The following is a 24,843-nucleotide window of genomic DNA, read 5'->3' as shown; positions in this document are numbered from 1 at the left end:
ATATACTCGCTCTTTAATGCCTAACAAGCCTCCAATCCGCGTTCTCGTCGCAAAACCCGGCCTCGACGGCCACGACCGCGGCGCCAAAATCATCGCCCGCGCGCTCCGCGACGCCGGCATGGAAGTCATCTACACCGGCCTCCGCCAGACCCCCGAGATGATCGTCTCCGCCGCCATCCAGGAGGACGTCGACTGCATCGGACTCTCCATCCTCTCCGGTGCCCACAACGTCATCGTGCCCCGCATCACGGCTCTCCTCCGCGAGCAGAAGGCCGAAGACATCCTCCTAGTCCTGGGGGGCACCATCCCCGACGAGGACCAGCCGAAATTAAAAGAAAACGGCGTCTCGGCCATCTTCGGACCGGGAACGCCGCTTGAAACCACCATCACCTTCATCCGCGAAAACGTAAAACCTCGAACTTTTGCACTCTGAAAAACTTGGTCGCAAACTAGAGTCAGTGCCGACCAACGGGAGGTTCCGCGCCGATAACCTGCCCAAACAAGGTATACACGCCACGAAGTGGCCGCCCCACGCGCAGTGGGCCCGTCCGGCAGGACAAAGCACCTACCAGGGCAATGCCTTGCCAAGGTGAAGGAACTCACCATTCGGCCCGCTGTCCTGCAGCGTCGCCAGCTCGACCGAGGTCTTGGCACCGGTCTCGATGTCGAGCTGTGCGCCCTCGCCGCCCATCTCCGTCTTCACCCACCCCGGATGCGCCGAGTTCACCTTGATCTTCGTATCTTTCAACTCATGCGCAAGGTGAATCGTAAACGAGTTCAGCGCCGCCTTCGAAGCGTCATAAGCAAACGTCTTCGCATCGTAGATAAACGATCCTGGCGTTGCATGCAGCGTATTTGAACCCAGGATGCTCGAAAGATTTACGATCCGCCCACCCAGACTCTTCTTCAACAGAGGAAGCAACGCCTGCGTCAGCCCCACCACTGCAAAGAAGTTTGTATTAAAAGTCTTCTGCAGAATCTCCTTCGAGGTCTTGGTGGTCTCATTTCCCTTCCGACCGTCGAGAAAAATACCGGCATTGTTGACCAGAATATCCAGCCGTCCATAGTCCTTCTCGATCAACTTCGCCACAGCCGCATAGTCCGCCGAATTATCCATATCAAGCTTCACCGCCCGCGCTTCGACGCCATCCTTCTTCAGCTCTGTAACCGCAGCTTCACCCTTAGCTTCATCGCGAACGCCAATCAGCACCGTAATCCCAAGCTTCCCAAGCTGCCGAGCCGTCTCGAGGCCAATTCCCTTATTCCCACCCGTAATCAGCGCAATCTTCTTGTCAGTACTCATCCAACCTCACCTCATCACCGATCTGACTGCAAACCATCTACTCCATCGGATGCATGAGCCTTAAGATAAGCCGCAAAACGTTCCGCATACTTTGGCGGCAGACCTCTCTTCTTCATCTCCTTGCCCACCACCACATGCACCGTTTCGCCCTCGCACAGCAGCGTGCCATCTCCAATCCGCAGCACCCTATACCCGAACTTGATCACCGCTCCACGAGCCGCCACCAACCTCGTCTCCACCACCAACTCATCGTCATACCGGGCCGGCGAGCGATATCGCACATGCACGTCCACCACCGCAATCCCGCAGCCCTCTTCCACTTCCATCCGCTTATAGTCCAGCCCCATGCTGCGGATCAGTTCCACCCGCCCCACCTCAAACCAGATCAGGTAGTTCGAGTGATACACCACGCCCATCTGATCGGTCTCGGCATACCGAACCCGTATGCGGGCCTCCCCCACACGCTTCTCTGCAACTACTTCAGTCATCCAGACAGTCTACCTAATCTGAACGACAATTCAGATCGACGAACCTCCAGCGGGCAGCGGCTGGGATCCCCACACTATCAGTCCCTGCCCCAAACCGGCTTCCTCTTCTCCAGAAACGCCGCCACACCCTCGCGAAAATCATGCGTCCCTCTGGCCTCCGCATTCGCCGCCAACGCCTCCGCAATCGCCGCATCGAGCCACGGCTTATTCTGCGCCCTCAGCAGCCGCTTGGTTGCCGCCATCGCCTCCGGACTATTTGCCCGCAACATCCCCACCAGCTCCAGCGTGCGCGCCGTCAGCTTCTCCGCGTCGACAACCTCATTCACCAGCCCCAGCCGCGACGCCTCTTCGCTGGTAAAGATCCGCCCCGTCAGCAGCAGGTCCCGAGCCGGCTTCTCCCCAATCTGCAACACCAGAAAAGCCGACACCACCGCCGGCACAAATCCAATCTTCACCTCCGTATATCCGAACTTCGCCCCCGGCACCGCCAGCGTGAAGTCGCACATCGTGGCCAAGCCGGTCCCACCCGCAATCGCCGCTCCATGCACCGCCGCAATCGTAGGCTTCGGCAGCTCATACAAAGTCCGAAACAGCCGTGCAATCCGCTCCGCATCCGCGGTATGTTCCGCAGCGGACTTATCATTCATCCCCTGCAGCGCGCTCAAATCTAATCCCGCACAAAACGCATCTCCTGCGCCAGCGAAGACTACCACGCTGCAGTCGCTAGAGGCAGCCTCTTCCATCGCCTGAATCAGCTCCTGCTGCATCTCGGGCGTCATCGCATTGCGCCGCTCCGGACGATTCAAAGTAATCATCCGAACCCCGTCCACATCAGCAACCAAAATAGTTACATAACTCACAAAACCTCCTAACTCTACTCGATCAGGCTGCTGACGCTGACTTGCTAACTCGCTGACTCGCTGCCCTACTGCACTCTCTCCCCATACTTCCGCAAGATCTCCGCGCTCGCCGCCAGCAACCCATCCAACGGCCGCAGCGGCTCCAACTCAGCACCCAGCCCCTTCAACTCCGCCAGCAACACCTCCGTCGCGACATTCCCCACCAGCGCATCCTGGGCAAACGGACACCCGCCCAGCCCGCCAATCGCCGCATCGAACCGCCTGCACCCAGCCTCATACGCCGCCCGAATCTTCTCCGCAGCCTCCTCCGGCCTCGCATGCAGATGCACCCCAATCTCAATCCCCTCATGCACCGCCATCACATCCGCCACCAGATCGCTCACCTGCTTCGGTGTCGCCAGCCCCACCGTATCCGCCAGCGAGATCTGCGTCACGCCGTTATCCGCCAACAGATCGCAAGCCGCCACCACCTCGTCGATATCCCACGCCTCGCCATAAGGATTCCCAAACGCCATCGAGATATACGCCACCACATCCATCCCCGCCTTGTACGCTAGCGTGCCAATCTTCTCTAGCTCCTCCAGCGCCTCCTCCGGCGTCTGCCCCTGATTCCTCTGCAAAAACGTCGGCGACACCGAATAAGGAAACCCCAGCGTCTGCACGCTCCCCGTCTTCACCGCCCGCTCCGCACCCTTCGCATTCACCACGATGCTAATAATCTCCACATCATCCGGAGGGTCCAGATACTCCAGCACCAGCTCAGAGTCCGCCATCTGCGGCACCGCCGACCGAGAAACAAAGCTCACCGCATCGATGTGCTTGAACCCCGCCGCAACCAACACCCGCAGGTAGTCCGCCTTCACCTCCGCCGGCATATTCTTCGGCAGCCCCTGCCAGGCATCCCGCGGACACTCAATAATCTTTACCATTAGCTCTCAACTTTCGAACATCACTGTGACACTACTTACACCGAAAATGCCGATGACCTTGAGCAATTCCATGGATTTGATCCCTTGAAAAATTGTTAAGCTGCTTCCATACTCGGCAGCGCGAACAAACTTTACTGTCGATTCCATTCTTTCGAACGATTTCCATAAGCACCCCTACATCCGCAACAACCACGATTCGATGAGTGTCGCAGTCTCTGCTGAGAGATAGATGGAGTCATTCCAATCATGAACAAAGAACCCATAGAAAGTATCGCTGTCTAAACCTCTCATGTTCGGTACGCTCAGTGAATCTTCAGTTGGTTTGAATCCCTGAACCTTCATCCAGCAATTTAGATTTGGGTAATTTTTCATGCTTCCAAAACTGGTCAGATGGATTCCTCGAAGCCCTTCCAGCTGTATAGCGATCTCTCTATACAAAACACCTGTTTCTTCTTCCGTGTCCGGAAGACTCGTTAGTATCTTCAACCTCAGTGTCGCGCTAGAAGTGAGGAAATCTACTGCGATACTGCCTATTTGTGCGTCATGAAAGCCGTTGGGCAAAGTGTCTTCTAGTTCTTTGAGAGTCATCCTTTACCTCGCGAAATCACGTCTGCAAAACCCCCGGATTAAACCGCGCCACCTCAGGATTCAAACTAGCCGCTTCCAGCGCCGTCATCAGCACCTCCCGCGTCTTCACAGGGTCAATAATCGAATCAATCCAAAGCCTCGCGGCCCCATACCTCGGATCAGCCTGCGCATCATACGACGACTTGATCTCGTCATGCAGCGCCTTCTTCTCCGCATCCGACAGCACTTTTCCCCCACGCTCCATCTGCTTCGCCCGTACCTCAGCCAACGTATTCGCCGCCGAAGCTCCGCTCATCACCGCATACCGAGCCGTAGGCCACGCAAACAAAAACCGCGGATCATAAGCCTTCCCGCACATCGCATAGTGCCCCGCCCCAAAGCTCCCGCCTACAATCACGGTTATTTTGGGCACAACCGAAGTACTCACTGCCGAAACCATCTTCGCGCCAGCACGAATAATCCCGCTCCACTCCGCATCCTTCCCCACCATGAACCCATTCACATCATGCAGAAAGATCAGCGGCACCAGACTCTGGTTGCAATCCATAATGAACCGCGCCGCCTTCTGCGCACTCTCCGTATAGATCACCCCGCCAAACTCCGTCCTCTTCTCCCCAGCCTGCGGTCCCACAGCCACCGTCTGCGACTGGTGCACCTTCTGATTCGCCACAATCCCCACGGCCCGCCCGCCAATCCGCGCATATCCACACAACACCGTCCGCCCAAAATCCGCCTTATACTCATCAAACTCCGAGCGATCCACAATCCGCGCAATCACCTCGCGCATGTCGTACACATTGCTCGCAGCCTTCGCCGGATCGGGATCGATCAACCCATACAAATCCTCCGCCGCATACTTTGGAGCATCCTTCGCTGCGTCGTACCCCACAACACTAAACGGAGCCTTCGCCGGCGAACCAATCTTCCCTACCAGAGAACGTAACCGTGCCAGGCACAGATGATCATTCGGCTCCTTGAAGTCCACGGTGCCCGAGATCTCCGCATGCATCGCCGCCCCACCCAGCTCCTCGGCGTCCGTCTTCTGCCCAATCGCCGCCTGCACCAGCGACGGCCCCGCCAGAAACAACCCCGACCCCTCCGTCATCAACACCGTATCCGTCATCACCGGCAGATAAGCCCCACCCGCCACGCACATCCCCATAATCGCCGTAATCTGCGGCACCCCCAGCGAACTCATCACCGCGTTATTGCGAAACACCCTGCCAAAATCATCCGTATCCGGAAACACATCCTCCTGCAGCGGGAGAAACACCCCCGCCGAATCCACCAGATACAGCGTAGGAATCCGGTTCTCCAGCGCAATCGTCTGCGCCCGCAGCACCTTCTTCGCTGTCATCGGAAAAAACGCCCCTGCCTTCACCGTCGCGTCATTCGCCACGATCATGCACAGCCGTCCACTCACCCGTCCCAGCCCAGTCACCACCCCAGCCGCCGGCGCACCGCCATACTCGCCATACATCCCATGCGCCGCCCACAGCCCAAGCTCCAGAAACTCGTTGCCCTCATCCAGCAGCAACGCCAGCCGCTCCCGCACCGTCAGCCGCCCCTTGGCCTTCTGCGCCTCCGCTGCCTTCGCCCCACCACCCAGCCGAATCTCGTCCTCCGAGACCCGCAAAGCCGCCATCAACACCTGCAACGCTGCACAATTCGCACCGAACCGCGCCGCCTTCACATCCAGCTTCGAACCCAACGAACTCTCCAACTTCCATCCTCCGATAACCGGCCATTCACAAAATCGCGCCAGCCTAGCATCTTAGCCGCACAATACGTTCACCGTCTCCTCCGAACCCGTGTACCCTATCTTCGAACTGAATCCAGAGATAGTTCAGACCTCTACCACGGAGACACAGAATGAACCTCCGAACCAAACTCGTACAACTAATCCTGATCTCCGGCGCACTTCTCCTGCCAGCCCGCGGCATCGCTCAAACTCCCACCACGGAACTCGACAAATCCATCGACCTCTCGGTCGGTAGCCACGCCAAAGTTCAGCAGCTTCTTTTCAACCTCCAGCAAGCCGTCGCCCAGCACAACCCAGCCGCCGTCGCCGCACTCGTTCACTATCCCATCAAGGTCAACCCCGGAAAGCGTCCCATCACCATCAAATCCCCCAAGGCCTTCGTCAAGGACTACGACCGCATCATCACCCACGATATCTCCTCGGTCATCCTGAAGCAAAAATACGATGCTCTCTTCGTCAACTCCCAGGGCGTCATGCTAGGCGACGGCGAAGTCTGGATCACCGGCTTCTGCCTCGACAAAAACTGCAGAAGCTCCGACATAAAAATCGGCACCATCCAGGACACCACAAACCTCAAACCGTAAGCATGAGCGCTGGCAGCAATGTCAGACTCATCTTCATCTTCGATGACGCCCGGGTGCCCCATATCTCGATTTTGAGATGTGGCATCGTCCGCAGGACGGCCGTACTCATCCCTCGTTGCACTACCATCAAGTCACGATGCAACTCCAACCCACCGACGCCCTTCTCGTCATCGACGTTCAGAACGACTTCATGCCCGGCGGCGCATTGCCCATCAAAGACGGCGACGCCGTAGTCCCAATCATCAACGCCCTCGCAAAAAACTTCGACCACGTGATCCTCACCCAAGACTGGCACCCACCACAACACATATCCTTCGCCACCACCCATTCAAATAGACAACCCTTTGAAGTGATCGAAGCCCCCTACGGCCCGCAGGCCCTTTGGCCCGAACACGTCCTCCAACACACCGACGGCGCAGCCTTCCATCCCGCTCTTCACATCCCCCACGCCGAACTCATCCTCCGCAAAGGCTTCCGCCGCCACATCGACAGCTACTCCGCCTTCCTCGAAAACGACCACACTACCCCCACCGGTCTTGCAGGGTATTTAAGAGAACGCAACCTCACCCGCCTCTTCCTCTGCGGCCTCGCCTACGACTTCTGCGTCCGCTACTCCGCCCTCGATGGCCACGCCCTCGGCTTCGAGACCATCGTCCTCGAAGACGCCACCCGCGCTGTCAATCTGTCAGCCTCCGTCGCCGAAACTGACGAAGCCCTTGCCGTCGCCGGCATTCCGCGCATCACATCTAACAATCTGTGACCAAGCAGCCTGCGACCGACCAACCCTGGATCGCCACCGAAGCAACCGTCACTGCTTGCCGCTACCAGTCTCCCGGCCTCAGCACTCTCGCCTTCGGCTTCCAGACCGGCGAAAAGTTCCGCATAGCCTTCGACTATTACGCGCACGGCCGCCTCTACTCCGACGAGTTCCAATCCCCTACCGCCATCCCCCAGAACGAGCACATCTCTATCACCTACAACACGCTACACCCCGAGCAAAACAGCCGCGGCCAAGGCTCCGGGACCGCATTCAAAACAACCCGGCCGCTAATCCTCATCATCGGCATCATCGGTTCTATCTTCCTATCGCTCCTTTGGCTCGTCGTCCTCCATAGCTGCCGCTAGACAAGCAGGCCGAAGACGGCAATGACACAAAGCTAACCCTGGCTGGCCTGGCCCTCCAGCCCCAGCTCCCCCGCCCGCGCCTGCATCGCCCGCAAGCAATTCCCCACATGCTCCTCCACACTCAACCCCAGCAGCTCCGCACCATCCGTAATATCCTCCCGCTTCACCGCCCGCGCGAACGCCTTATCCTTCATCTTCTTTTTCACCCCCGCCACCTCAACCTCATGAATCGACTTCGAAGGTTTCACCAGCGCACATGCCGTCAAAAAACCAGCAAGCTCATCGCAGGCAAACAGCGCCTTATCCAGGTGCGTCTCCCGCGGCGTTCCCGAGTAGTCCGCGTGCGCCAGAATCGCATGCACCACCTCCTCCGGCCATCCCAGCTCCCGCAAATGCGCCACTCCAACAAACGGATGCTCCTCCAGCGAAGGATGCCGTTCATAGTCCATATCGTGCAGCAGCCCCGCACTCGCATAACGCTCCACAAACGACGAAGCCTCTTCCCCTGCAAGTCCCAACCGCGAAGCCTCCATCACTCCATAAGCCTCCGTGCAAACCGATACCGCCAGCCCATGCTTCCGCAGGCTCTCGCCCATGGTCCACTCCTCCAGCAACACCAGCGCCTGCTCTCGCCCAAAACCATCGCTCATGCAAAACTCCTCTTCAACAATCTAACGCGATCGCGAACTATCGCCTTCCCGCATGGTAAGCAAGTTACCAACTTGGTTCCTATTCGGTTTTTTTAGGTCTTTCTGTGTAAATCTGCGGCTTTCTTCTTGACTCACACTCGATACGGGTGTCAATCTAGGCACATCATATGTTCCGTTATCGGACATGTGCTGGGTCCTTGCTCTGGGTCCCTTCGCAACAACACAACTTATGGCAACCATGATGGCACCTGTCGAACAACGTGAGGTACTACGTTGCGACCACTGCAGTTTGGTGCAGTTTCGGACAGCCAATGCGCTGTGCCGCCGCTGCCACAAATGCCTCGAGGTCGAAGAGCCCGAACCAGCTCCCGCACCGCTGGCGCTGGTTCCCCCACCATCAACCCAGGAAGGCGGCCTGCAAGTTGCCCACGCCGTGCGAGACCTGCGCCATGTGCGCAATCTCTCCCAGCGCCAGCTCGCAGCTCGCATGGGAGTGCCACGCACCTACATCTCCAAGATCGAGAATGGCAAGGCCATGCCGACCCTGTCCTCCCTCGATCGCCTCGCCCGCGCCCTCCAGGTTGACATCTCCGCCCTGCTGCGCGACTCGAACACTCGACATCGCGACGAGACCGCAGTCCTCATGACCGATCCCTTCCTCGCAGAGATCGCCATGTACACCTCGCAGCTTGACGAACTACAGCGGTCCATCTTCCTGAATCATGTTCGGGAGTTGGCAGCGGGACGCCGTCGTACTGCGTAAATAGCGTCCCTGCAACACCGGCCCGTAACACCGCCCCACGACCTCCAGGGAGGCGTCAGCACTCATCGTGACGCCTTCCTCTCCTTCTTCCCTCAACTCCTCGCCTCTCACGCACGAAAGATGTATAGGGCGTTCATTGCGCGCCCCCCAGCGGTGTGCTAGCGTCAATATCTGCGAGGTCGCTTTGCGCGCATCAACACCCCTACCGAACTCCAGCCGCGTCCCCAATCGCAGCCATGAGCTCTCTGCCGAAGAGCAGAGCGTCTACCGGCAGCTGGATCCAGCCAAAATTCCGCAACACGTCGCCATCATCATGGATGGCAACGGCCGTTGGGCCGGAAAACGCGCCCTCAAGCGCTTCCTCGGCCACCAGAAGGGCGCCGAGTCCGTTCAGTTTGTCGTAGAGACTGCCTCGCGCATCAACCTGCCTTGGCTCACCCTCTACGCCTTCTCGCTCGAAAACAATCTCCGCCGCCCCAAATCCGAAGTCAGCTTCCTCATGAAGCTGCTCAAAAGCTACCTCGTCGGCAACGTCAAGCGCATGAACGATAACAACGTCCGTATGGCCTACATCGGTCGCACACACGACCTGCCGCAGGAGGTTCAGGACACCATGCAGTGGGCCTCCGAGTCCACCGCCAAGAACACCGGCACCACCCTCACCCTGGCCCTCAACTACGGTGCCCGCTCCGAGATCGTCGACGCCGTCCGCACCATCCTCACCGACCTCACCACCGAAGCTCACACCCGCGGCTGCTCCGTAGATGACCTCCTCGGCGCCGGCGCCCTCGAGTCCCTCGACGAGCCCACCATCGCACGCGCTCTCTACACCGCGCACATGCCCGACCCCGACCTCGTCATCCGCACCTCCGGCGAGCAGCGCATCTCAAACTTCCTCCTCTGGCAGATCGCCTACTCCGAGATCTTCGTCACCGACCGCCTCTGGCCCGACTTCAACGGCCTCCATCTCCTCGAAGCCATCAACGCCTATCAGCATCGCGAGCGCCGCTTCGGTGGTCTGGGCGAAAGCTTCACCGACGAAGACCTCAACAACCTCGAGCCCGCCGAAGAGGTAGCCGCCGAGATCAAGGACCACCTCATCCCCAAATCGGACGCCAAAGCCGAGAGCAAATCAGAAGCAAAGCCCGACGCCGTCCTCACCCGCCGCTAACAGCTAACAATAGTCTTGGCGCATCTCCCCCGACCAAGGGAAGGACCACGCGAAGCAGTAAAAAGGCGTGTGAACGCCCGCGCCGCGCGTAGCGGGCCCGTCCGGCAGGACACACGCTCCGCATCCCCTAAGCCTAAAGCAACCGACCCGGACCGTCAGAACCAACGGTCTCAGGCTGCTGCCTCAATTCACGCACAAACTCCCCCAGCGCCGGACGAATCGTCGCAAACATCGGGTCGTTGCGCTGCATCAGCGCCACCTCCGAGAACAACTTCAGCCCAACTCCCAGCGACGCGACCGTATCGTTATCGAATGGCAACCGCGTCTGCATCCGCTCCACTATCCCTAGAATATCGTCATGATTCGCCGCCTCGAACGAGAGCGTCCGTCCTTCCACCGGCTCTCCCTTCGCGCCGGTCAGCGCTTCAACCGTAATCTTGTACCGGTAAGAGTTCATCTCACGCCCTCTCAATCTGCTTGGCAGCAGCGTCAATGATGTCTGTGATCGCGTGAGTCTGTTCGGTCGTCAACGGACCCTTCTTCATCCGCAGCGCCATCCGAAAGTTCTCCACCGCGCGTTCGATCTGAGGAGAACGACCACTCCCCTGCTCACTTCGAGCATGGTCCATCCTCGCGAAGATCGCATCTACCATCGCCTTGTTCTCAGCCAGCGACTTGGCCCCTTCCTCCGTGATCGTATAAAGCTTCCTCGCGCCCTCGGAGACCACAGTCGCATGTCCCATCTCCTCCAGCATCGTCAGCATCGGATACACCACGCCCGGACTCGGCGCATACATTCCGCCCAGCCGCTCCTGGATCGACTTGATGATCTCGTAGCCATGGCTCGGCTTCTCCGCAATCTGCTGCAGGATCACATAGCGAAGGTCGCCGGCCCCGAAGAATCGCATCGGACCTCCGCGCCCCCCGCGAAAACCATGCCGGCCTCCGCCAAAGTCGCCAAAACCGCCTCGTTGATCGTCCCTGTGTCTCTCACCACGGCCTTCTTCTCCGCCGTGGCAACCTCTGTAATGTTCGTGTAAATGTTCATGTAGTTTTCTCATGCCTGAATAGTACTAAGATATATCTTGATAAGTCAAGATATGAAATAAAATAATCTTCTCTTACCCAATATGTAGCCCGATATATCCTGTTCAGGACTTCATGAAACGCATTCTTACTGCCTTAGTTCTCATCCTCGCTGTCTTCGCCCTCATCTTCTTCGGACAGCTGTGGATGATCACCCTCTTCAGCGCCATCGTCGCAGAACTCGCCGCCTACGAGTACCTCAAGCTGGCCGCAGTAGGGGCCGAAGCCCACGGCGCCAAGCTCCGCATCCCCACCTGGTGGATGATCCTCGGAACCGCCCTCGCCTTCGTCGTCACCCTGCCTAACTTTCCAGTGGAAGCCCAGCTCCCCGTACTCAGCGCACTCACCCTGGTTCTCTTCGCCTGGAACGGCTTCCGCGCCCCCCTCATCCAGGTCCTGCCAGACACCGCCCAGGGCCTCTTCGGCCTCATCTACATCGCCTACCCGCTCACCCTCGTGCCTCTGCTCTGGAAGCAGGAAGACGGCCCCGCCCTCGTGCTCTTTCTGATGGTCTGCGTCTGGGCCGGCGACATCGCAGCCCTCTACATCGGCCGAGCCTTCGGCAAACGCAAGCTCGCCCCCCGTCTCAGCCCTGGCAAGACCTGGGCCGGCTCCATCGCCTCCATCGCCGGCAGCATGATCGCCGGAGGCATCGTCATCGCCATCGCCGACACCCTCACCGCCCACGGCAACACCCTGCTCCACGTCTCCGAGCCGATCTGGCAATCGCTCCTGCTAGCCGCGATCCTCAACATCGCCGCCCAGCTAGGCGACCTCCTCGAGTCCGCCATCAAACGCGGAGCAGGCGTCAAGGACTCCGGCACCATGCTCCCCGGCCACGGCGGCATCCTCGACCGCATCGACGCCCTCCTACTCGCCGCCCCGGTCCTCTGGTACATCCTTCTCCTCAAGGACTACTTCGGCCTAGGCCGCTTCTAACCCCCAAAACGGTTCTGTCCTCCAGTAGTGGGTCAGTTTGAAAGTCCGGGGCAACCAGAGTTACCTACAACCCCGTTTTTCAAGGAACTACGGAACGCCACTTGTCCGATAAGCCGACTATTTAGACAAGTAAAATTCCGCGTATTTGTAGGTGAGTGACTTGGCGATAATTCACTCATTGACACCCTGTGGAAGATCGAAGGATCGCACTTGAGCTTTACTTCTTGGGCCGCGACTCCGGCGGCACAAGCCCTGCGAGGCGGTAGTACACAACGAGCTGGCCGTAGTGTTCTCCGCTATGCTCGATGATGCCGTATGCAATATCGATAACGCGAGCTTTCTGCTGAGGGTAATAAACAACCTTCGTCATCAGGCCCCAAACCGGCTGTTTTTTTCTGAGAAGATCGGCGTCGCGCAACACCAACCAACCCCAACAACCCCGTTCCAAACAGGCTTATAGAAGATGGCTCAGGTGTAACTTGAGTGATCGAAAGAGTGGTGGAGCCATCTACTGTGCCATTGGGGGTGACATCTTCGCCATTATATGTGCCGAGAGAGGTAAGAAGAGTGCCATACTCTTCTGCTATCCCGAGACCATCGGCAAAGCCAACTTGCACGCACCCGAAAGGATCTGACGTTCCAAGAGCCCCGCATCCAGTTTCACTTACAGGATCGAGGATGAGATCAATAATTCGCGCGCCGGCGAAAACCTCCGTGGTAGTCAAAGAAGCCCCCGAAATCTCGGTCGTCGTAGTCAGGATGGATGGTTCGACAAATGTCGCAGTCCCGTTAAACTCAGATAGAAGAGTTCCGGGGGCACCTGAGATCGTAAAGGTATAAAGAACGTCTGCTTGAGCGACAGTGTTTATCGCAAACAAACATACAGCGACAAGAAAAAGACGCAAGCGCATAACCCCTCCCAGGATAATGATCCACGTGCTTGTACTTGCTGGACGGCAACCTATGGTGGCCCCGTCCCGAGTTCGTGTCAACGGGAAAGAAAATATCCCGGCGCGTGCAAGATTGTGCACCTATGGATTGACGGCCTTACCTCGCACGGCTTCTATGGCACGACTAGATGGTTGTCAATGAATTACTGCCCTTGATTGAGGCGTATGCGCGAACTCTGCGTGTGGCGCGAAAAATTGATTCTTCGCGGCTACTTCTATTCGAGACCGATCTGTTGAATGGTGCACGTAAGAGATGGAGGATTGACGAGCAGGATATGAAGTAAGAGAAGCTGACCTCGGAGTGTCAACTGGCGACAACAGGCCATAGCACTCATTGACCTAATCAGAGCTATCTGCCTCTTGCCAAGTGGCCGGTGAACCGGCTTTTCGGAAGTTGATTCCGAGCCTCCCCGAAAGCCATTTTCGGCAACCTCAGTCATTACACTCCCAACTGAACCACTACCTGTACTTCAAGCCAAATCCTGTCAACCCCCAATGCCCCTAAAACCCGCGCCAATCAGGAGAATTCGCGTGGCGTATTAGTTTCCCTCAACCAGCTATACTTGAAGTAGTTTTGAAAGTCGCTCCGAAGCAAACATTGACGTTTACCAGGGATGCGACGTAACTCCTTTGTTTGGAATAATCTGCAAGTAACCCTTTGTATATGAATATTTTACGAGACGCCACGACCTCCATCTCCATGCAAAGAAAAGACTTACGCGCCGGTAATAGGAGGGGGGGGGCCGCCCTCCTCCGGCCAGCCGTGCTGCACGCCGCCAGCCACCTTGAGTACCCGAAGTACCCCATAGCCCCCGAGGCCCACGCCTCGTGAAAAAGCTCGCAATCCTCGGCTCGACCGGCTCCATCGGCCACAGCACCCTATCCATCTGTGAATCCTTCCCCGACCGCTACCAGGTCGTCTCCCTCGCCGCAGGCACCAACATCGACGACGCCTTCGCCCAGTGCCTCCGATGGCGCCCCAGGGTCATCTCCCTCGCCACCGAAGCCCTCGCAGCCACTCTGCTGACGCGCCTGAAAGCCGCAGGCATCACCAACATCGAAGTCGTCCACGGCAGCGCAGGCACCATCCACGTTGCCACCTTGCCCGAGGTCGACTTCGTAGTCTCAGCCATCGTAGGCGTAGCCGGCCTCGAAGCCACCTACGCCGCAGTCTGCGCCGGCAAGACCATCGGCCTGGCCAACAAGGAGTGCCTCGTAGCCGCAGGCGAGCTCATCCTCGCCGCCGCCAGGCAGCACAACGTAGCCCTCCTCCCCATCGACTCTGAACACAACGCCGTACATCAGTGTCTGCGCGGCGGCACCGCAGCCGAAGTAAAGCAGATCTGGCTCACCGCATCCGGCGGCCCCTTTCGCAATACGCCCCTGGCCGACTTCGAGCACATCACCCCACAACAAGCTCTCAAACACCCCACCTGGGTCATGGGCCAGCGCATCACCATCGACTCAGCCACCATGATGAACAAAGGCTTCGAGGTCATCGAAGCCTGCCGCCTCTTCAACCTCCCGGCTGCCCAAGTCCGCACCACCATCCACCCTCAATCCACGGTTCACTCCCTGGTCGAGTTCGTCGACGGCAGCATCCTCGCCCAGATCTCAGTCACCGACATGCGCCTCCCCATCCTCTACGCTCTCGCCTACCCGGAGCGGGTCGCCGTGACTGAAAAAGAGTCCCTCACCTTCGACCTCACCACACTCTCGCAACTCGACTTCTCTCAGCCCGACCTCACCCGCTTCCCCTGCCTTCGACTTGCCTACGAAGCAGCCGAAGCGGGCGGAAAAGCATGCATCGCCCTCAACGCCGCCGACGAAATTGCCGTAGCCGCATTCCTCGAAGGACGTATCCCCTTCCTCGGCATCCCGCGTACAATAGAGGCTGTGCTGCAGCTAACTTCCGGTCAATCTCCAGCGTCTATCCTCGATGTGCTTGATGCAGATCTTGCCGCGCGCGCCTCTGCCCGCGAAGTGATTGCCCGCCAACTCACCGGCGCCCAACGGTAAGTCTGCAGCTAACCAGGTAACGAGGTCCTTCCGAACTTCATGGCAACAATCGTCCAGCTCCTCATCGTCCTCGGCATCATGGTTCTGGTCCACGAGTTCGGCCACTTCGCCGTCGCCAAGCTCTGCGGCATCCGCGTCGAGGTCTTCTCCATCGGCTTCGGCAAGCGCCTCTTCGGCTTCCGCCGCGGCGACACCGAGTACCAGATCGCCGCAGTCCCCCTCGGCGGCTACGTCAAGATGGCCGGTGAGATGGGTTTTGCCGGCAATGAACTTACCCCCGGCAGTGTCGCCCCCACCGATCCTGGTGACTTCAACGCGCACCCCCGTTGGCAGCGTATCCTCGTCGCACTCGCAGGCCCGTTCGCCAACTTCCTGCTCGCCCTCGGCCTCATGACCGGCGTCTCGATGCTCCACAACGAGGTGCAGGAGTTCATCGACGGCCCCGCCTACACCGATTACATCACCCCCAACACACCCGCAGCCCGCACCGGTATCCATAGCGGCGACACCATCATCCACTACGACACCATCGAAAATCCAACATGGGACCAAGTCGGCACCCGTTCTCTTCTAAACCTCAACCAGACCGTTCCCTTCTCCTTCCTCCACGACGGTCAGCGTGTCGACACCAAACTTTTTGTCGAAAACAAGGGCGCTCCAGACGACTTCTCCCTCGACAATCTGGGCATCATTCCGAAGATGCAGACGACGCCGGTTCAAGTCGACTCGCTTGAGCCCAACATGCCTGCAGTTCGCGCCGGCCTCAAGCCACACGACAAGATCGTCAGCATCGACGGGCTCCAGATGCACTCTGTTCCTGCGCTACTGTCCTACCTTCAGGATCAGGCTGGCAAACCCGCAGACCTTGTGATTGAACGCACTGCCGCCGATGGCGCAACGCAGACGCTGCCGATTCAAGTGACTCCGGAGCTAGCGGAGACGCCTGGAGGACCTAAGCAAAAGGACTATCGCCTAGGGTTTGTTGCAGTGCAGCCACCTGTTAAGGTGGAGCGGCTGCCGCTAGGTAAGGCGATGGTTGCTTCGTGGGAGTTCAACAAAAAAGGTTCCTTGCTGATTGTTGAAGTGCTCAAGCGGCTGTTTACGCGGCAGGTTTCGGTGAAGAGTCTGCAGAGCCCGATTGGGATTGGACAGCAGATTCATCAGGCGGCGCAGATGCCCGGATGGATGCCGCTGATTGGGTTGATGAGCTATATCTCATTGAATCTTGGGATCTTCAACCTGCTGCCGATTCCGATTCTCGATGGCGGAATGATCCTGTTTTTGTTGATCGAGACGATCATGCGGCGGGATGTGAATCAGCAGATCAAGGAGCGCGTGTATCAGGTTGCGTTTGTTTGCCTGCTGGCGTTCTTTGCGTTTGTCATCTTCAACGACCTGACAAAACTCAACCTGTTTACGAAGCTTAAACCTTAAGAATTTAGAAAAAATAAACCCCGGAGCGAGCATGGTTCGCTCCGGGGTTTTGTGTGTTTTGCTGATGTTTTTGAGGGGTGTTTTAGAAAAAGAGCGGTTTTGGCGTGGTATTTTGCTGGTGAGAACGTGGTGGAATGCGTGGTGAACGTGGTGCGTTAGCCGTCACTTTTTCGCGACCGAAAAATACGCCAACTTTCTCAACTATTTTTTTCATGCCCGGTGGAAGCTGCTTGCAGCTCAGCCACGATCTCGCCGACGGCCTTTCGCGCTTCGTCTTCCCGATCAGGGGGGAAGCTGATTGCGCCTACACGAGCGTGTCCGCCGCCGCCATAGCGCTCGCAGATGGCAGCGAGATTGACCAGTTCGGAGGTCATCCGCTTGGTCCACGGGTTAGTGCCAACCGACACCTTGGTACGAAAGCTCGACTTGCTAAGTCCCACGTTGTAGGTTGCGTCGGGATGCATATAGTACGGTATGAACTTGTTATAACCCTCGGTCGGCTGGTCGGTGATGTCGAAGGTGATCACACCATGGTCGACGGTGGCTCGCTGTTTGATCAGCTCGAGCGCTGCCCAGTGGCGGTCCATTAACGGACCCAACAGCGCCTGCACGATCCCTTGGTCCAGTACCTGTTGCAGACTCATCTCGGTCAAGATAGGAATCAGTTTCGGCACCAAGGTCGGGTCCGAGGAACTTTCGATCACCATCGTCAGCTTCATCGCCGGGGCGGCCATCTCTACCGCAGCCTTGGCGCTCTCGTACCGTGCACCGTCGACGATGTCGGCCCACTGGATCAGCTCCAGCACGGGGGCTGTGTTGAAGCCGAAGTTTAGCTGCGCGATGTCTGCGATCAGGCTGGTGCAGGAGATGTAGTTCGCGTTGAAGAACTTTCGCATACGCTGCGATCCATCGGCCTGTCCTGTTTCAAAGTTCTTCTGGTCTTCTGGCGTCAAAAACGCGCTCTGGTGATGATCGAACCACCACGTCACTTTGGGTGAGGCCGAGTATTTGAAGTCCACGATTGCATTTTCGCCGCTGCCGAAGTCGCCTTCGTCGAACAGCGCGCCGGTCCGGTGCACGAGTCCGTGATAGGAGTACGTGGTCGCCGTCTTCACGCACTCCCGGTGGAACCGCGTGAACAGCGAAGCCGAACAGGCTCCATCGAAGCACTTATCGTGATAAAAGATCTTGCAGTCCAAAATCGGCTCTCTCCCGCGCTTAACACCTTTCCGGAAGGTGTGAAGAGTCCAGCATAGCGCACCTGAATGACTGCTGATACCTATCGCTTCGCGGAACTTTTCGCGAGATCTTCTCGTACTTTAATCCATCTCCACGAGGATTCCCTTGCAGACCGATACCCAGTCTCCATCGTCCGACAATCCGCTGCCTCCCAGCCCGCAATCTACGATCGAGCGCCCCTCGCCAGCGCGCCATGTGTTCTTCGGCACCGACGGGCTTCGCGCCGGCTGGAGCATCCTGCTCTTCATTGCTATGTTCGCGGCGTTTATGTTCGTTGCGCACCTCATTGCAGTGAAGATTCATCCACCGACACATCAGAACTCACCAGACCACACCATCCCTTTCTACTTCATGTTTCTGAACGAAGCCGTTCCGCTGTTGGGAGTTGGAATCGTTACCTGGGTCATGTCGAAGGTGGAACGCCGCCCGGTTGGCGTCTACGGGCTTGGAGGCACCAGGAAACTTCCTCACTTTGTCGCGGGCCTCGCCTGGGGCATCATTTGCCTTACGCCGTTCATCCTCATCCTCTGGAAGGCCGGTTTTCTTGTCTTCGATAGCCGTCTTCTTTTTGGCAGCGACATACTGCGTTACGGTGCGCAGTGGCTTGCCATGTTTTTTGCGGTCGGCCTGCTGGAGGAGTACGTCACTCGCGGCTATCTGCAGTACACGCTTACTCGAGGGTTGGCCGGCCTCTTTCGATCGGTCTTCAAGACCGCGCACAGCAACGTGCTCGCCTTCTGGGCTTCGGCACTTTTCTTTTCGATTCTCTTTGGCCTGGTCCACGGCAGCAACCCTGGTGAGTCGCCCGTCGGACTGCTGACTGCCGGGCTCGCTGCGATGATGTTCTGCCTTGTGTTGTGGCGCACGGGCTCTCTCTGGTGGGCGATCGGCTTCCATACCACCTGGGACTGGGGCCAATCGTTTCTTTACGGAGTAGCCGACAGCGGCATCATGATTAAGCATCATCTGCTCGCTACCCATCCCGTCGGCAAGCCTCTGCTGAGTGGAGGCACGACGGGTCCTGAAGGCAGCATCCTCATTCTGCCGATCATCGTGCTCATCGTTGCCGTCATCGTGTTTACGCTGCCTCGCACTAATGCGGGCTATATCAGGCTGCCGGAGCGATCCGCCGAGTCATAAAATACTGTCCTGCCGGCCGGCAGGACAGCTTCTACGCGATCGGCGTTCCCTGATATCGCGTCTCTGCAAGGTCGAGCTCGCGCTCCATCGTTCGGAGCACATCGTCTCCAATGCGTCCGTTATCCCGCAGAGAGATGAGCGTGCGTCGCTCGGCCTGCAGGGCATCTTCCATAATGCTTCGCAGTCGCGTCATCGTCTCCTTATCAACAGCCTCCAGATCCCCCTCAGCGCCGCCGCCGACGGCTGCGAGTTTGTGCCGGTAGCGATGGATCAGGTCGTCGTATAAATGCTCCGCATCATGGCCATCACGCTTGCGCCCTTCTTCGAGATGGTGAACAGCCGCCCGTAGAACGATGCGCCGCGCCTCCTTCTCCTCAGGATCCATTCCCGCGTTTCCTGCAAGGCCCAACACTCGAATCAAAGCGGGCAGCGTGAGACCCTGCAGTACCAGGGTGACGAGGATCACGCAGAAGGCGAGGAACACGATCAGGTTTCTCGTCTCGGACCTGCCGTCTCCGAGTATCTCGGGAACTGAGATTGCAGCTGCCAGCGCGAGTACGCCGCGCATTCCTGTCCAACCCACCACGAAGACCTCGCGCGGCTGTAACTCCTCTTCCTTGTGTTTCATCCAGCGCCGATCGACAAAGGCTGCGATCTTGAAGACCGGGAAGACCCATACCATTCGCAACACGATCAGCACGATGCTGAAGACGGCTCCGTAAAAGATCAGCGTTCCCTTGCTGAACCGTCCGTGGATTCCGGCCAGCACATAGGGGAGCTGCAGGCCGATGAGCACAAAGACCAGCCCATTCAACATGAAGGTCAACGCATCCCACGCCCCAACGACCTGTAACCGCACTGCCGGCGAGAAGAACTCTGTACTCTTGCGGCTCATGTAGATTCCGCACGCGACTACAGCTAAAACTCCCGATGCCTTCGCGTGCTCTCCTGCGAGGTAGGCTGCGTAGGGAACGACGAGACTGACGACCAGCTCGACCGGGCCGTCGTCGATGAACTTCTCCAGCCAGCCGACGATAATGCCGATCAGCAGGCCGATGAAAAGCCCTCCGATGACAAGATACAGCAGTCTGAAAAGACCGCCGCCGAGAGTTGGCGTCTGTCCCCCCTGGATGATGCCAATGCCTATCTCGAGGGCGAGCAGGCCGGTAGCATCGTTGAGCAGACTCTCCCCTTCGAGGATGTCGACGATGCGTCGGGGAAGGCCGATGGACTTTGCGATCGAGGTGGCTGCGATCGCATCCGTTGTGGCGACCACGGCGCCGAGCAGAAAGCCTGCCTTCCAGTCGAGCGCGGTGATGAAGTGGTCGGAGAAGAAGGCGACTCCCCAGACGGTGAAGCCGACCAGACCGAACGCCAGCAGGCCGATTACTACTCCGTTGCGGCGAAACTCGCGCCAGGACATCGACCAGGCGGAGGAGTACAGCAGCGGCGGCAGAAAGACGACGAAGACAACGTCGGGATCGAGCGGAACGCGTGGCATGCGTGGCAGGAAGCTGATGATGAGCCCCGCCAGCACCAGCACGATGGGATAAGGCACTTTGAGCCGCCGCGCCATTGCCGCAAAGCAGGCGACCAGCATCAGCAGCAGCAGAATGACCGTCTCGACAGCATGAAGACTCGATCCAGCTTCCATGACACCCCCGTTCATGACACCCCGGTTCCAGGCCCGCACCGCGTTCCAAACCAGATCACATCTCGTGTTGATGTAGCTGATGCTAAGTAAATCAGATTAAATGACGTGCGCAGTGATCTGTCGAGTTTGCGCGTCGATCCCGCTCTCCATTTACACTTCGATCAAAGCTATGAATCCGTACGAATCGATCGCCGCAGCCTCCCCGGAAGAAGCCCGCACAGCCCTGCAGGTTCGACGCAGACGGATTTTTTATCGACTTGTGGTTATTTTTACTTTGCTTGTATTGATCTTCGGCCTGGTTGGTTTCTTCTATGCGCGGCACTGGACGCGCAAGGCAATGCGGGATGCTCTGCCGCAGGTGGATGGAGCGATCTCTGTCGCGGGGTTGTCCGCGCCGGTCTCGGTCGAGCGCGATGACCACGGAGTTCCGCATCTTCGGGCGAGTTCGCTGGACGATCTGGTGATGGCGCAGGGGTACGTGACGGCGCAGGATCGGCTGTGGCAGATGGATGCGCTGCGCCGGCATGCGTCTGGCAGTCTTGCGGAGATACTTGGAGCGACGCTGATTCCGCATGATCGGGCGCAGCGTACTCTGCGGATTCGCGCCTCCGCCGACCGTGCACTTGCTTCTCTTCCAGCTGATCAGCTTCATCTGCTGGAGCGGTACTCCGCTGGCGTGAATGCGTCCATCGCCGACCAGAGCGCACATCTGCCGCTGGAGTTTCGCCTGCTGCGATACGAGCCCGCGCCGTGGACACCGCGGGACAGCCTTCTGATTGGGCTGGTGATGTTTCAGGATCTGACCAACAGCTTTCCGCAGCAGCTGAATCGCGAGGCGCTGACTGCGCGGCTTCCGTCGCATCTGGTTGGGGATCTCTATCCTGTGGGCTCGTGGCGCGACCACCCGCCGGCTCTGCCTATGGTTGATCTCACAGCGCCGCAGCAGGATATTCCGGACATTCCGCTTGATGAATCGCAGACGAAGCTTCGCAGGCCGGAGCTTTCTCCGGTGAGTGCGGAGGATCTGCTTGCGCTGCAGGAGACGCTCAAGAACCCCGTCTGCGAGGGCTGTTTTGCAGGGTCGAACGACTGGGTTGTCGCGGGCGCGCATACGGCTACCGGCAAGCCACTGCTCTCAAATGACATGCATCTGACGCACAATATTCCGGGGATCTGGTATCAGGCGGATCTCGAAGCGCCTGCGCCTAATGGAGATCTTCACGTCTCCGGCGTCTCGCTGGCAGGGGTCCCGTTTATCATCGTCGGCCACAACGCCCATGTTGCGTGGGGGTTCACGAATCTCGGCGCCGAGGTGCAGGACGTGTATGTCGAACACACGCGTGGCAGCGGCGACGCGATGGAGTATCAAGCGGCAGACAACAGCTGGCATCCAGTGATTCATCAGCAGGAAATTATCCATGTCAAAGGCGCGAAGGATGTTGTTCTTGATGTGCCTGCCACGCAGCATGGCGGCGTAAAGACGCCGATCATCTCGGGCATCTTTCCCAGCGAGAAGCGCAGCCTCTCCCTCCGCTGGACGATCTACGACCCTGCAAACATCACACCGTCGTTTTTGGCCATCGATACGGCGACTGACGGCGTCGGCCTGGTCGCTGCTTTCTCCAGCTTTGGCGGCCCTGCGCAGAATCTCGTCTATGCGGACGATCAGGGTCACATCGGCTATCATGCCGTCGGAAAGATTCCGATTCGCGGCAACATCGCGACACCAAGCCCCATCAGCCCGGTTCCCAGCGACGCGCTTGACGCTACGCAGGACTGGGCCGGCACCATTCCCTACGAGATGCTTCCGCGTGCGGTGGACCCGCCCAACGGCATCCTCGCCACCGCCAATGCACGTGTCACCGGCGACGACTACCCCTATCCGATCACCCTGAACTGGGCCGCTCCTTATCGCAACGAACGCATCTGGAAGGTTCTTACGGCACGCGCCGCCGAGACGAAAGACCACCTCACGGCGGCCGACATGCTGGCGCTCCAGACCGACGTCTACTCTGACGTCGATCACGTCATCGCGCAGCGTCTTGCCTACGCCATCGATCACGTCACCAAGTCCGAGTTCACCACAGAAAAGACCGCCGCGAAGCGTCTTCATCAGGCGGCGGATCTCCTCCGCGATTGGAACGGCAACGTCGATGCGGACGCCGCAGCTCCCGCCATCGTGGTCGCCACTCGAGCCGCGCTGTGGTCGCTCCTGCTCGACCCGCAACTCAGCGCGCAGCCTCAAACCAAATCGGATCTTCAGCCTGGCGGCCCTCGCACCGGAGCAGCTCTCTATACCTGGGGCAACAAGGCTTACGCGGAAGAGTGGCTCATCATGCACACGCCCGGCCGCTGGCTTCCCCCGGCGTATCCCACCTGGGATGACCTGCTCACCGCCGCCGTCTCAAAGGCCCTCGCCGACAACCACGCTCCCGTCGACCTCGCGAAGTGGCGCTATGGTCAGTTCCGTCCCATCTCCATCGAACATCCTATCTACAGCCAGTCCCCGATCCTTCAGCGCGTACTCGGCCTCCCCACCAGCCCCGGCATCCAGCCCCAGAGCGGCGACGACGTCACCGTCAAGCAGGTAGGCCGCAGCTTCGGCCCCTCCGAGCGCTTCACCGCCGACCTCTCCGACCTCGACCACAGCACCTTCAACCTCGTCCTCGGCGAGTCCTCTAATCCGATGAGCGCCTGGTTCATGGATCAGTGGCCTGCCTGGTACCACGGCACCACCTTCCCCATGCCCTTCAGCCACGCCGCAGTCGATGCGGCCACCACCCACACCCTGACCCTCACGCCAAGGTAATGCCGCGCCTATTTCCCCCGACCAACGGGAGGACCAGCATCGTCCCCCCAACCAAGAAAAGGTACACAAGTCACGAAGTGACCGCCGCCCGCGCAGGGCGCCCGTCCGGCAGGACCTTGGAACGTTGTTGCCACACGTCTGTCGATCGTCTCCGAGTTAGCTCTTCGGCACCTTCTAACCGCAGACGAACCCGTCATACACTAATCAGCAGATGCGATCCTCTCACCTTTTTCTGGCCCTCACTCTGACGACTACACAAGCTGCAAGCTTGGCCTACGCACAGTGGGATATCGAAGAGTCCCACACCACGGCCAGCCTGCGTGGCATTCACAACGTCGGCGGAGGAGTCGCATGGGCCAGCGGCAGCAACGGCACAGTGCTCCGCACCGAAGACGGCGGCTATCTCTGGCAGACCTGCACGATCCCGCCCGGCGCAGACAAGCTCGACTTCCGCGGCGTCCAGGCCTTCGACGAAAACACCGCCATCGTCATGTCCAGCGGCCCCGGCGACCAATCCCGCCTCTACAAAACCACCGACGGCTGCCAAACGTGGAAGCTGGTCTTCACTAATCCGGACAAAGATGGTTTCTGGGACGCGATTAAGTTCCAGACAAATTCCTGGGGATGGATACTCGGCGATCCAGTGAACCATCAGTTCATCCTGCTCGCGACCTTCGATGGCGGTCTTCACTGGCAGTCCGTGAAACAGCCCGGGCTCGCCGAACCGGAGGGCGGAGGCGGAGCCTTTGCTGCCAGCAACTCCTTGCTCGTCGCTCAGCTGCCTCTCCTATTTGGTACAGCCCGTGGATGGCTCTATGGCGGCGGCTCTACCTGCACGATGGGCCTCGTACAAGATCATCCTCAGTCCTGCATCGATCTCTTCGATTTTCAGAAAGCGCGCCTACCCATCGCTCATGACAGCGACTCTGCAGGTATCTTCTCTCTCGCAGCATTCAACTGGACACAGATCGCTGTTGGTGGTGACTACAAACTACCTGATCTCTCCGTAGGAACCGCCGCGTTCTCTCCAGACCTTGGTCAACACTGGCATCCCGCCCAGACTCTGCCCCACGGTTACCGTTCAGCCGTAGCCTACGACGCCACCCAAAAACTATGGATCACCGTAGGCCCCAACGGCACTGATATCTCCACCGACGACGGAAAGAACTGGCGTCCGCTTACACCCTCATCCACTGATCCTGCGGATGCTGACAAGAACTGGAATGCGCTCTCGCTTCCCTTCGTCGTAGGTCCGCATGGACGTATTGGCCGCCTGCGCGCTATCGATCAAAAGACAATCGTGACAAAGAAACCGTAGTCGCCGATGACGACGATTCCCGGCCCGCCATC

The 24,843-nt window shown here is 58.7% G+C and carries 25 protein-coding genes; 12 read left to right on the top strand and 13 right to left on the bottom strand.

Annotated features, from left to right (window positions below; genetic code table 11):
• Positions 1-16 precede the first annotated feature (16 nt).
• On the top strand, positions 17-433 hold the full coding sequence (locus RBB75_RS14750; RefSeq protein WP_353068509.1) for a cobalamin B12-binding domain-containing protein: 417 nt from the start codon (positions 17-19) through the stop codon (positions 431-433).
• 132 nt (positions 434-565) lie between these two features.
• On the opposite strand, the gene RBB75_RS14745 is transcribed toward RBB75_RS14750, so the two are convergent.
• From RBB75_RS14745 to RBB75_RS14720, 6 genes are all read right to left on the bottom strand, one after another.
• Entirely contained in the window at positions 566-1,303 is a 738-nt protein-coding gene (locus RBB75_RS14745; RefSeq protein WP_353068508.1) for an SDR family oxidoreductase, read from the bottom strand.
• Positions 1,304-1,317: 14 nt separating this feature from the next.
• The gene (locus tag RBB75_RS14740; RefSeq protein ID WP_179637486.1) at positions 1,318-1,791 is read right to left on the bottom strand and encodes an acyl-CoA thioesterase; all 474 of its coding nucleotides are present in this window, start codon (positions 1,789-1,791) and stop codon (positions 1,318-1,320) included.
• A 77-nt stretch (positions 1,792-1,868) separates the two neighbouring features.
• A complete protein-coding gene (locus RBB75_RS14735; protein WP_353068507.1) occupies positions 1,869-2,651 on the bottom strand; it encodes an enoyl-CoA hydratase/isomerase family protein in 783 nt (260 codons plus the stop codon).
• A gap of 65 nt (positions 2,652-2,716) precedes the next feature.
• Positions 2,717-3,580, bottom strand: coding sequence for a hydroxymethylglutaryl-CoA lyase (locus RBB75_RS14730; protein ID WP_179637485.1), 864 nt, complete (start codon positions 3,578-3,580; stop codon positions 2,717-2,719).
• 174 nt (positions 3,581-3,754) lie between these two features.
• Complete coding sequence (locus RBB75_RS14725) at positions 3,755-4,168, bottom strand: hypothetical protein (RefSeq protein ID WP_179637484.1); 414 nt, start codon at positions 4,166-4,168, stop codon at positions 3,755-3,757.
• A gap of 16 nt (positions 4,169-4,184) precedes the next feature.
• Positions 4,185-5,879 (bottom strand): acyl-CoA carboxylase subunit beta, encoded by a 1,695-nt coding sequence (locus tag RBB75_RS14720; protein WP_257030875.1) that lies wholly within the window; start codon positions 5,877-5,879, stop codon positions 4,185-4,187.
• Positions 5,880-6,040: 161 nt separating this feature from the next.
• Here RBB75_RS14720 and RBB75_RS14715 point away from each other — a divergent pair, with 161 nt between their 5' ends.
• The 3 genes from RBB75_RS14715 to RBB75_RS14705 all read left to right on the top strand — a co-directional run bounded on the left by RBB75_RS14715 (position 6,041) and on the right by RBB75_RS14705 (position 7,639).
• Positions 6,041-6,514, top strand: a complete 474-nt coding sequence (locus RBB75_RS14715; protein ID WP_353068506.1) for a hypothetical protein — start codon at positions 6,041-6,043, stop codon at positions 6,512-6,514.
• 76 nt (positions 6,515-6,590) lie between these two features.
• Positions 6,591-7,274 (top strand): bifunctional nicotinamidase/pyrazinamidase, encoded by a 684-nt coding sequence (gene pncA, locus RBB75_RS14710; RefSeq protein ID WP_353068505.1) that lies wholly within the window; start codon positions 6,591-6,593, stop codon positions 7,272-7,274.
• Entirely contained in the window at positions 7,271-7,639 is a 369-nt protein-coding gene (locus tag RBB75_RS14705; RefSeq protein ID WP_353068504.1) for a hypothetical protein, read from the top strand. The genes pncA and RBB75_RS14705 overlap by 4 nt, the downstream gene beginning before the upstream one ends.
• Positions 7,640-7,671: 32 nt before the next feature.
• Here the strand turns inward: RBB75_RS14705 and RBB75_RS14700 are convergent, their stop codons facing one another.
• Entirely contained in the window at positions 7,672-8,289 is a 618-nt protein-coding gene (locus tag RBB75_RS14700) for an HD domain-containing protein (RefSeq protein ID WP_353068503.1), read from the bottom strand.
• Between the two features lie 292 nt (positions 8,290-8,581).
• Here RBB75_RS14700 and RBB75_RS14695 point away from each other — a divergent pair, with 292 nt between their 5' ends.
• The gene (locus RBB75_RS14695) at positions 8,582-9,052 is read left to right on the top strand and encodes a helix-turn-helix domain-containing protein (RefSeq protein WP_353068502.1); all 471 of its coding nucleotides are present in this window, start codon (positions 8,582-8,584) and stop codon (positions 9,050-9,052) included.
• 184 nt (positions 9,053-9,236) lie between these two features.
• A complete protein-coding gene (locus RBB75_RS14690; RefSeq protein ID WP_179637479.1) occupies positions 9,237-10,223 on the top strand; it encodes an isoprenyl transferase in 987 nt (328 codons plus the stop codon).
• A gap of 133 nt (positions 10,224-10,356) precedes the next feature.
• On the opposite strand, the gene RBB75_RS14685 is transcribed toward RBB75_RS14690, so the two are convergent.
• From RBB75_RS14685 to RBB75_RS14675, 3 genes are read right to left on the bottom strand one after another with little or no spacing between them, the layout of a single operon-like run.
• Complete coding sequence (locus RBB75_RS14685; RefSeq protein ID WP_353068500.1) at positions 10,357-10,680, bottom strand: DUF3861 domain-containing protein; 324 nt, start codon at positions 10,678-10,680, stop codon at positions 10,357-10,359.
• Position 10,681: 1 nt separating this feature from the next.
• Complete coding sequence (locus RBB75_RS14680; protein ID WP_218884497.1) at positions 10,682-11,131, bottom strand: PadR family transcriptional regulator; 450 nt, start codon at positions 11,129-11,131, stop codon at positions 10,682-10,684.
• Positions 11,095-11,271: a hypothetical protein gene (locus RBB75_RS14675; protein WP_353068499.1), complete on the bottom strand. Its 177-nt coding sequence runs from the start codon at positions 11,269-11,271 to the stop codon at positions 11,095-11,097. Before RBB75_RS14675 ends, RBB75_RS14680 begins: the two co-directional genes overlap by 37 nt.
• Positions 11,272-11,384: 113 nt before the next feature.
• Here RBB75_RS14675 and RBB75_RS14670 point away from each other — a divergent pair, with 113 nt between their 5' ends.
• Entirely contained in the window at positions 11,385-12,248 is an 864-nt protein-coding gene (locus RBB75_RS14670; protein ID WP_353068497.1) for a phosphatidate cytidylyltransferase, read from the top strand.
• Positions 12,249-12,544: 296 nt separating this feature from the next.
• Here the strand turns inward: RBB75_RS14670 and RBB75_RS14665 are convergent, their stop codons facing one another.
• Complete coding sequence (locus RBB75_RS14665) at positions 12,545-13,159, bottom strand: PEP-CTERM sorting domain-containing protein (RefSeq protein ID WP_179637475.1); 615 nt, start codon at positions 13,157-13,159, stop codon at positions 12,545-12,547.
• An 867-nt stretch (positions 13,160-14,026) separates the two neighbouring features.
• Here RBB75_RS14665 and RBB75_RS14660 point away from each other — a divergent pair.
• Both RBB75_RS14660 and rseP read left to right on the top strand, forming a co-directional pair.
• Positions 14,027-15,217 (top strand): 1-deoxy-D-xylulose-5-phosphate reductoisomerase, encoded by a 1,191-nt coding sequence (locus RBB75_RS14660; protein WP_179637474.1) that lies wholly within the window; start codon positions 14,027-14,029, stop codon positions 15,215-15,217.
• Between the two features lie 39 nt (positions 15,218-15,256).
• Positions 15,257-16,651: an RIP metalloprotease RseP gene (gene rseP, locus RBB75_RS14655; RefSeq protein WP_179637473.1), complete on the top strand. Its 1,395-nt coding sequence runs from the start codon at positions 15,257-15,259 to the stop codon at positions 16,649-16,651.
• Between the two features lie 197 nt (positions 16,652-16,848).
• On the opposite strand, the gene RBB75_RS14650 is transcribed toward rseP, so the two are convergent.
• Positions 16,849-17,850 carry a DHH family phosphoesterase gene (locus tag RBB75_RS14650; protein WP_353068496.1) on the bottom strand — a complete coding sequence of 334 codons (1,002 nt, stop codon included), beginning with the start codon at positions 17,848-17,850 and terminating at the stop codon, positions 16,849-16,851.
• 145 nt (positions 17,851-17,995) lie between these two features.
• Here RBB75_RS14650 and RBB75_RS14645 point away from each other — a divergent pair, with 145 nt between their 5' ends.
• Positions 17,996-19,030 (top strand): CPBP family intramembrane glutamic endopeptidase, encoded by a 1,035-nt coding sequence (locus RBB75_RS14645; RefSeq protein ID WP_353068495.1) that lies wholly within the window; start codon positions 17,996-17,998, stop codon positions 19,028-19,030.
• 31 nt (positions 19,031-19,061) lie between these two features.
• Here the strand turns inward: RBB75_RS14645 and RBB75_RS14640 are convergent, their stop codons facing one another.
• Positions 19,062-20,699: a Na+/H+ antiporter gene (locus tag RBB75_RS14640; protein ID WP_353068494.1), complete on the bottom strand. Its 1,638-nt coding sequence runs from the start codon at positions 20,697-20,699 to the stop codon at positions 19,062-19,064.
• Between the two features lie 154 nt (positions 20,700-20,853).
• Between RBB75_RS14640 and RBB75_RS14635 the strand changes: the two genes are divergently transcribed.
• Both RBB75_RS14635 and RBB75_RS14630 read left to right on the top strand, forming a co-directional pair.
• Positions 20,854-23,493, top strand: a complete 2,640-nt coding sequence (locus RBB75_RS14635; protein ID WP_353068493.1) for a penicillin acylase family protein — start codon at positions 20,854-20,856, stop codon at positions 23,491-23,493.
• A gap of 211 nt (positions 23,494-23,704) precedes the next feature.
• The gene (locus tag RBB75_RS14630) at positions 23,705-24,811 is read left to right on the top strand and encodes a WD40/YVTN/BNR-like repeat-containing protein (protein ID WP_179637469.1); all 1,107 of its coding nucleotides are present in this window, start codon (positions 23,705-23,707) and stop codon (positions 24,809-24,811) included.
• The last annotated feature ends 32 nt before the right edge of the window (positions 24,812-24,843 follow it).

The sequence above is a fragment of the Tunturibacter empetritectus genome (assembly GCF_040358985.1).
GTDB classification, from domain to species: Bacteria; Acidobacteriota; Terriglobia; order Terriglobales; family Acidobacteriaceae; genus Edaphobacter; species Edaphobacter empetritectus.
The sequence above is the reverse complement of the archived record's forward strand: the minus strand, read 5'-3'. Positions and strand labels throughout refer to the sequence as shown.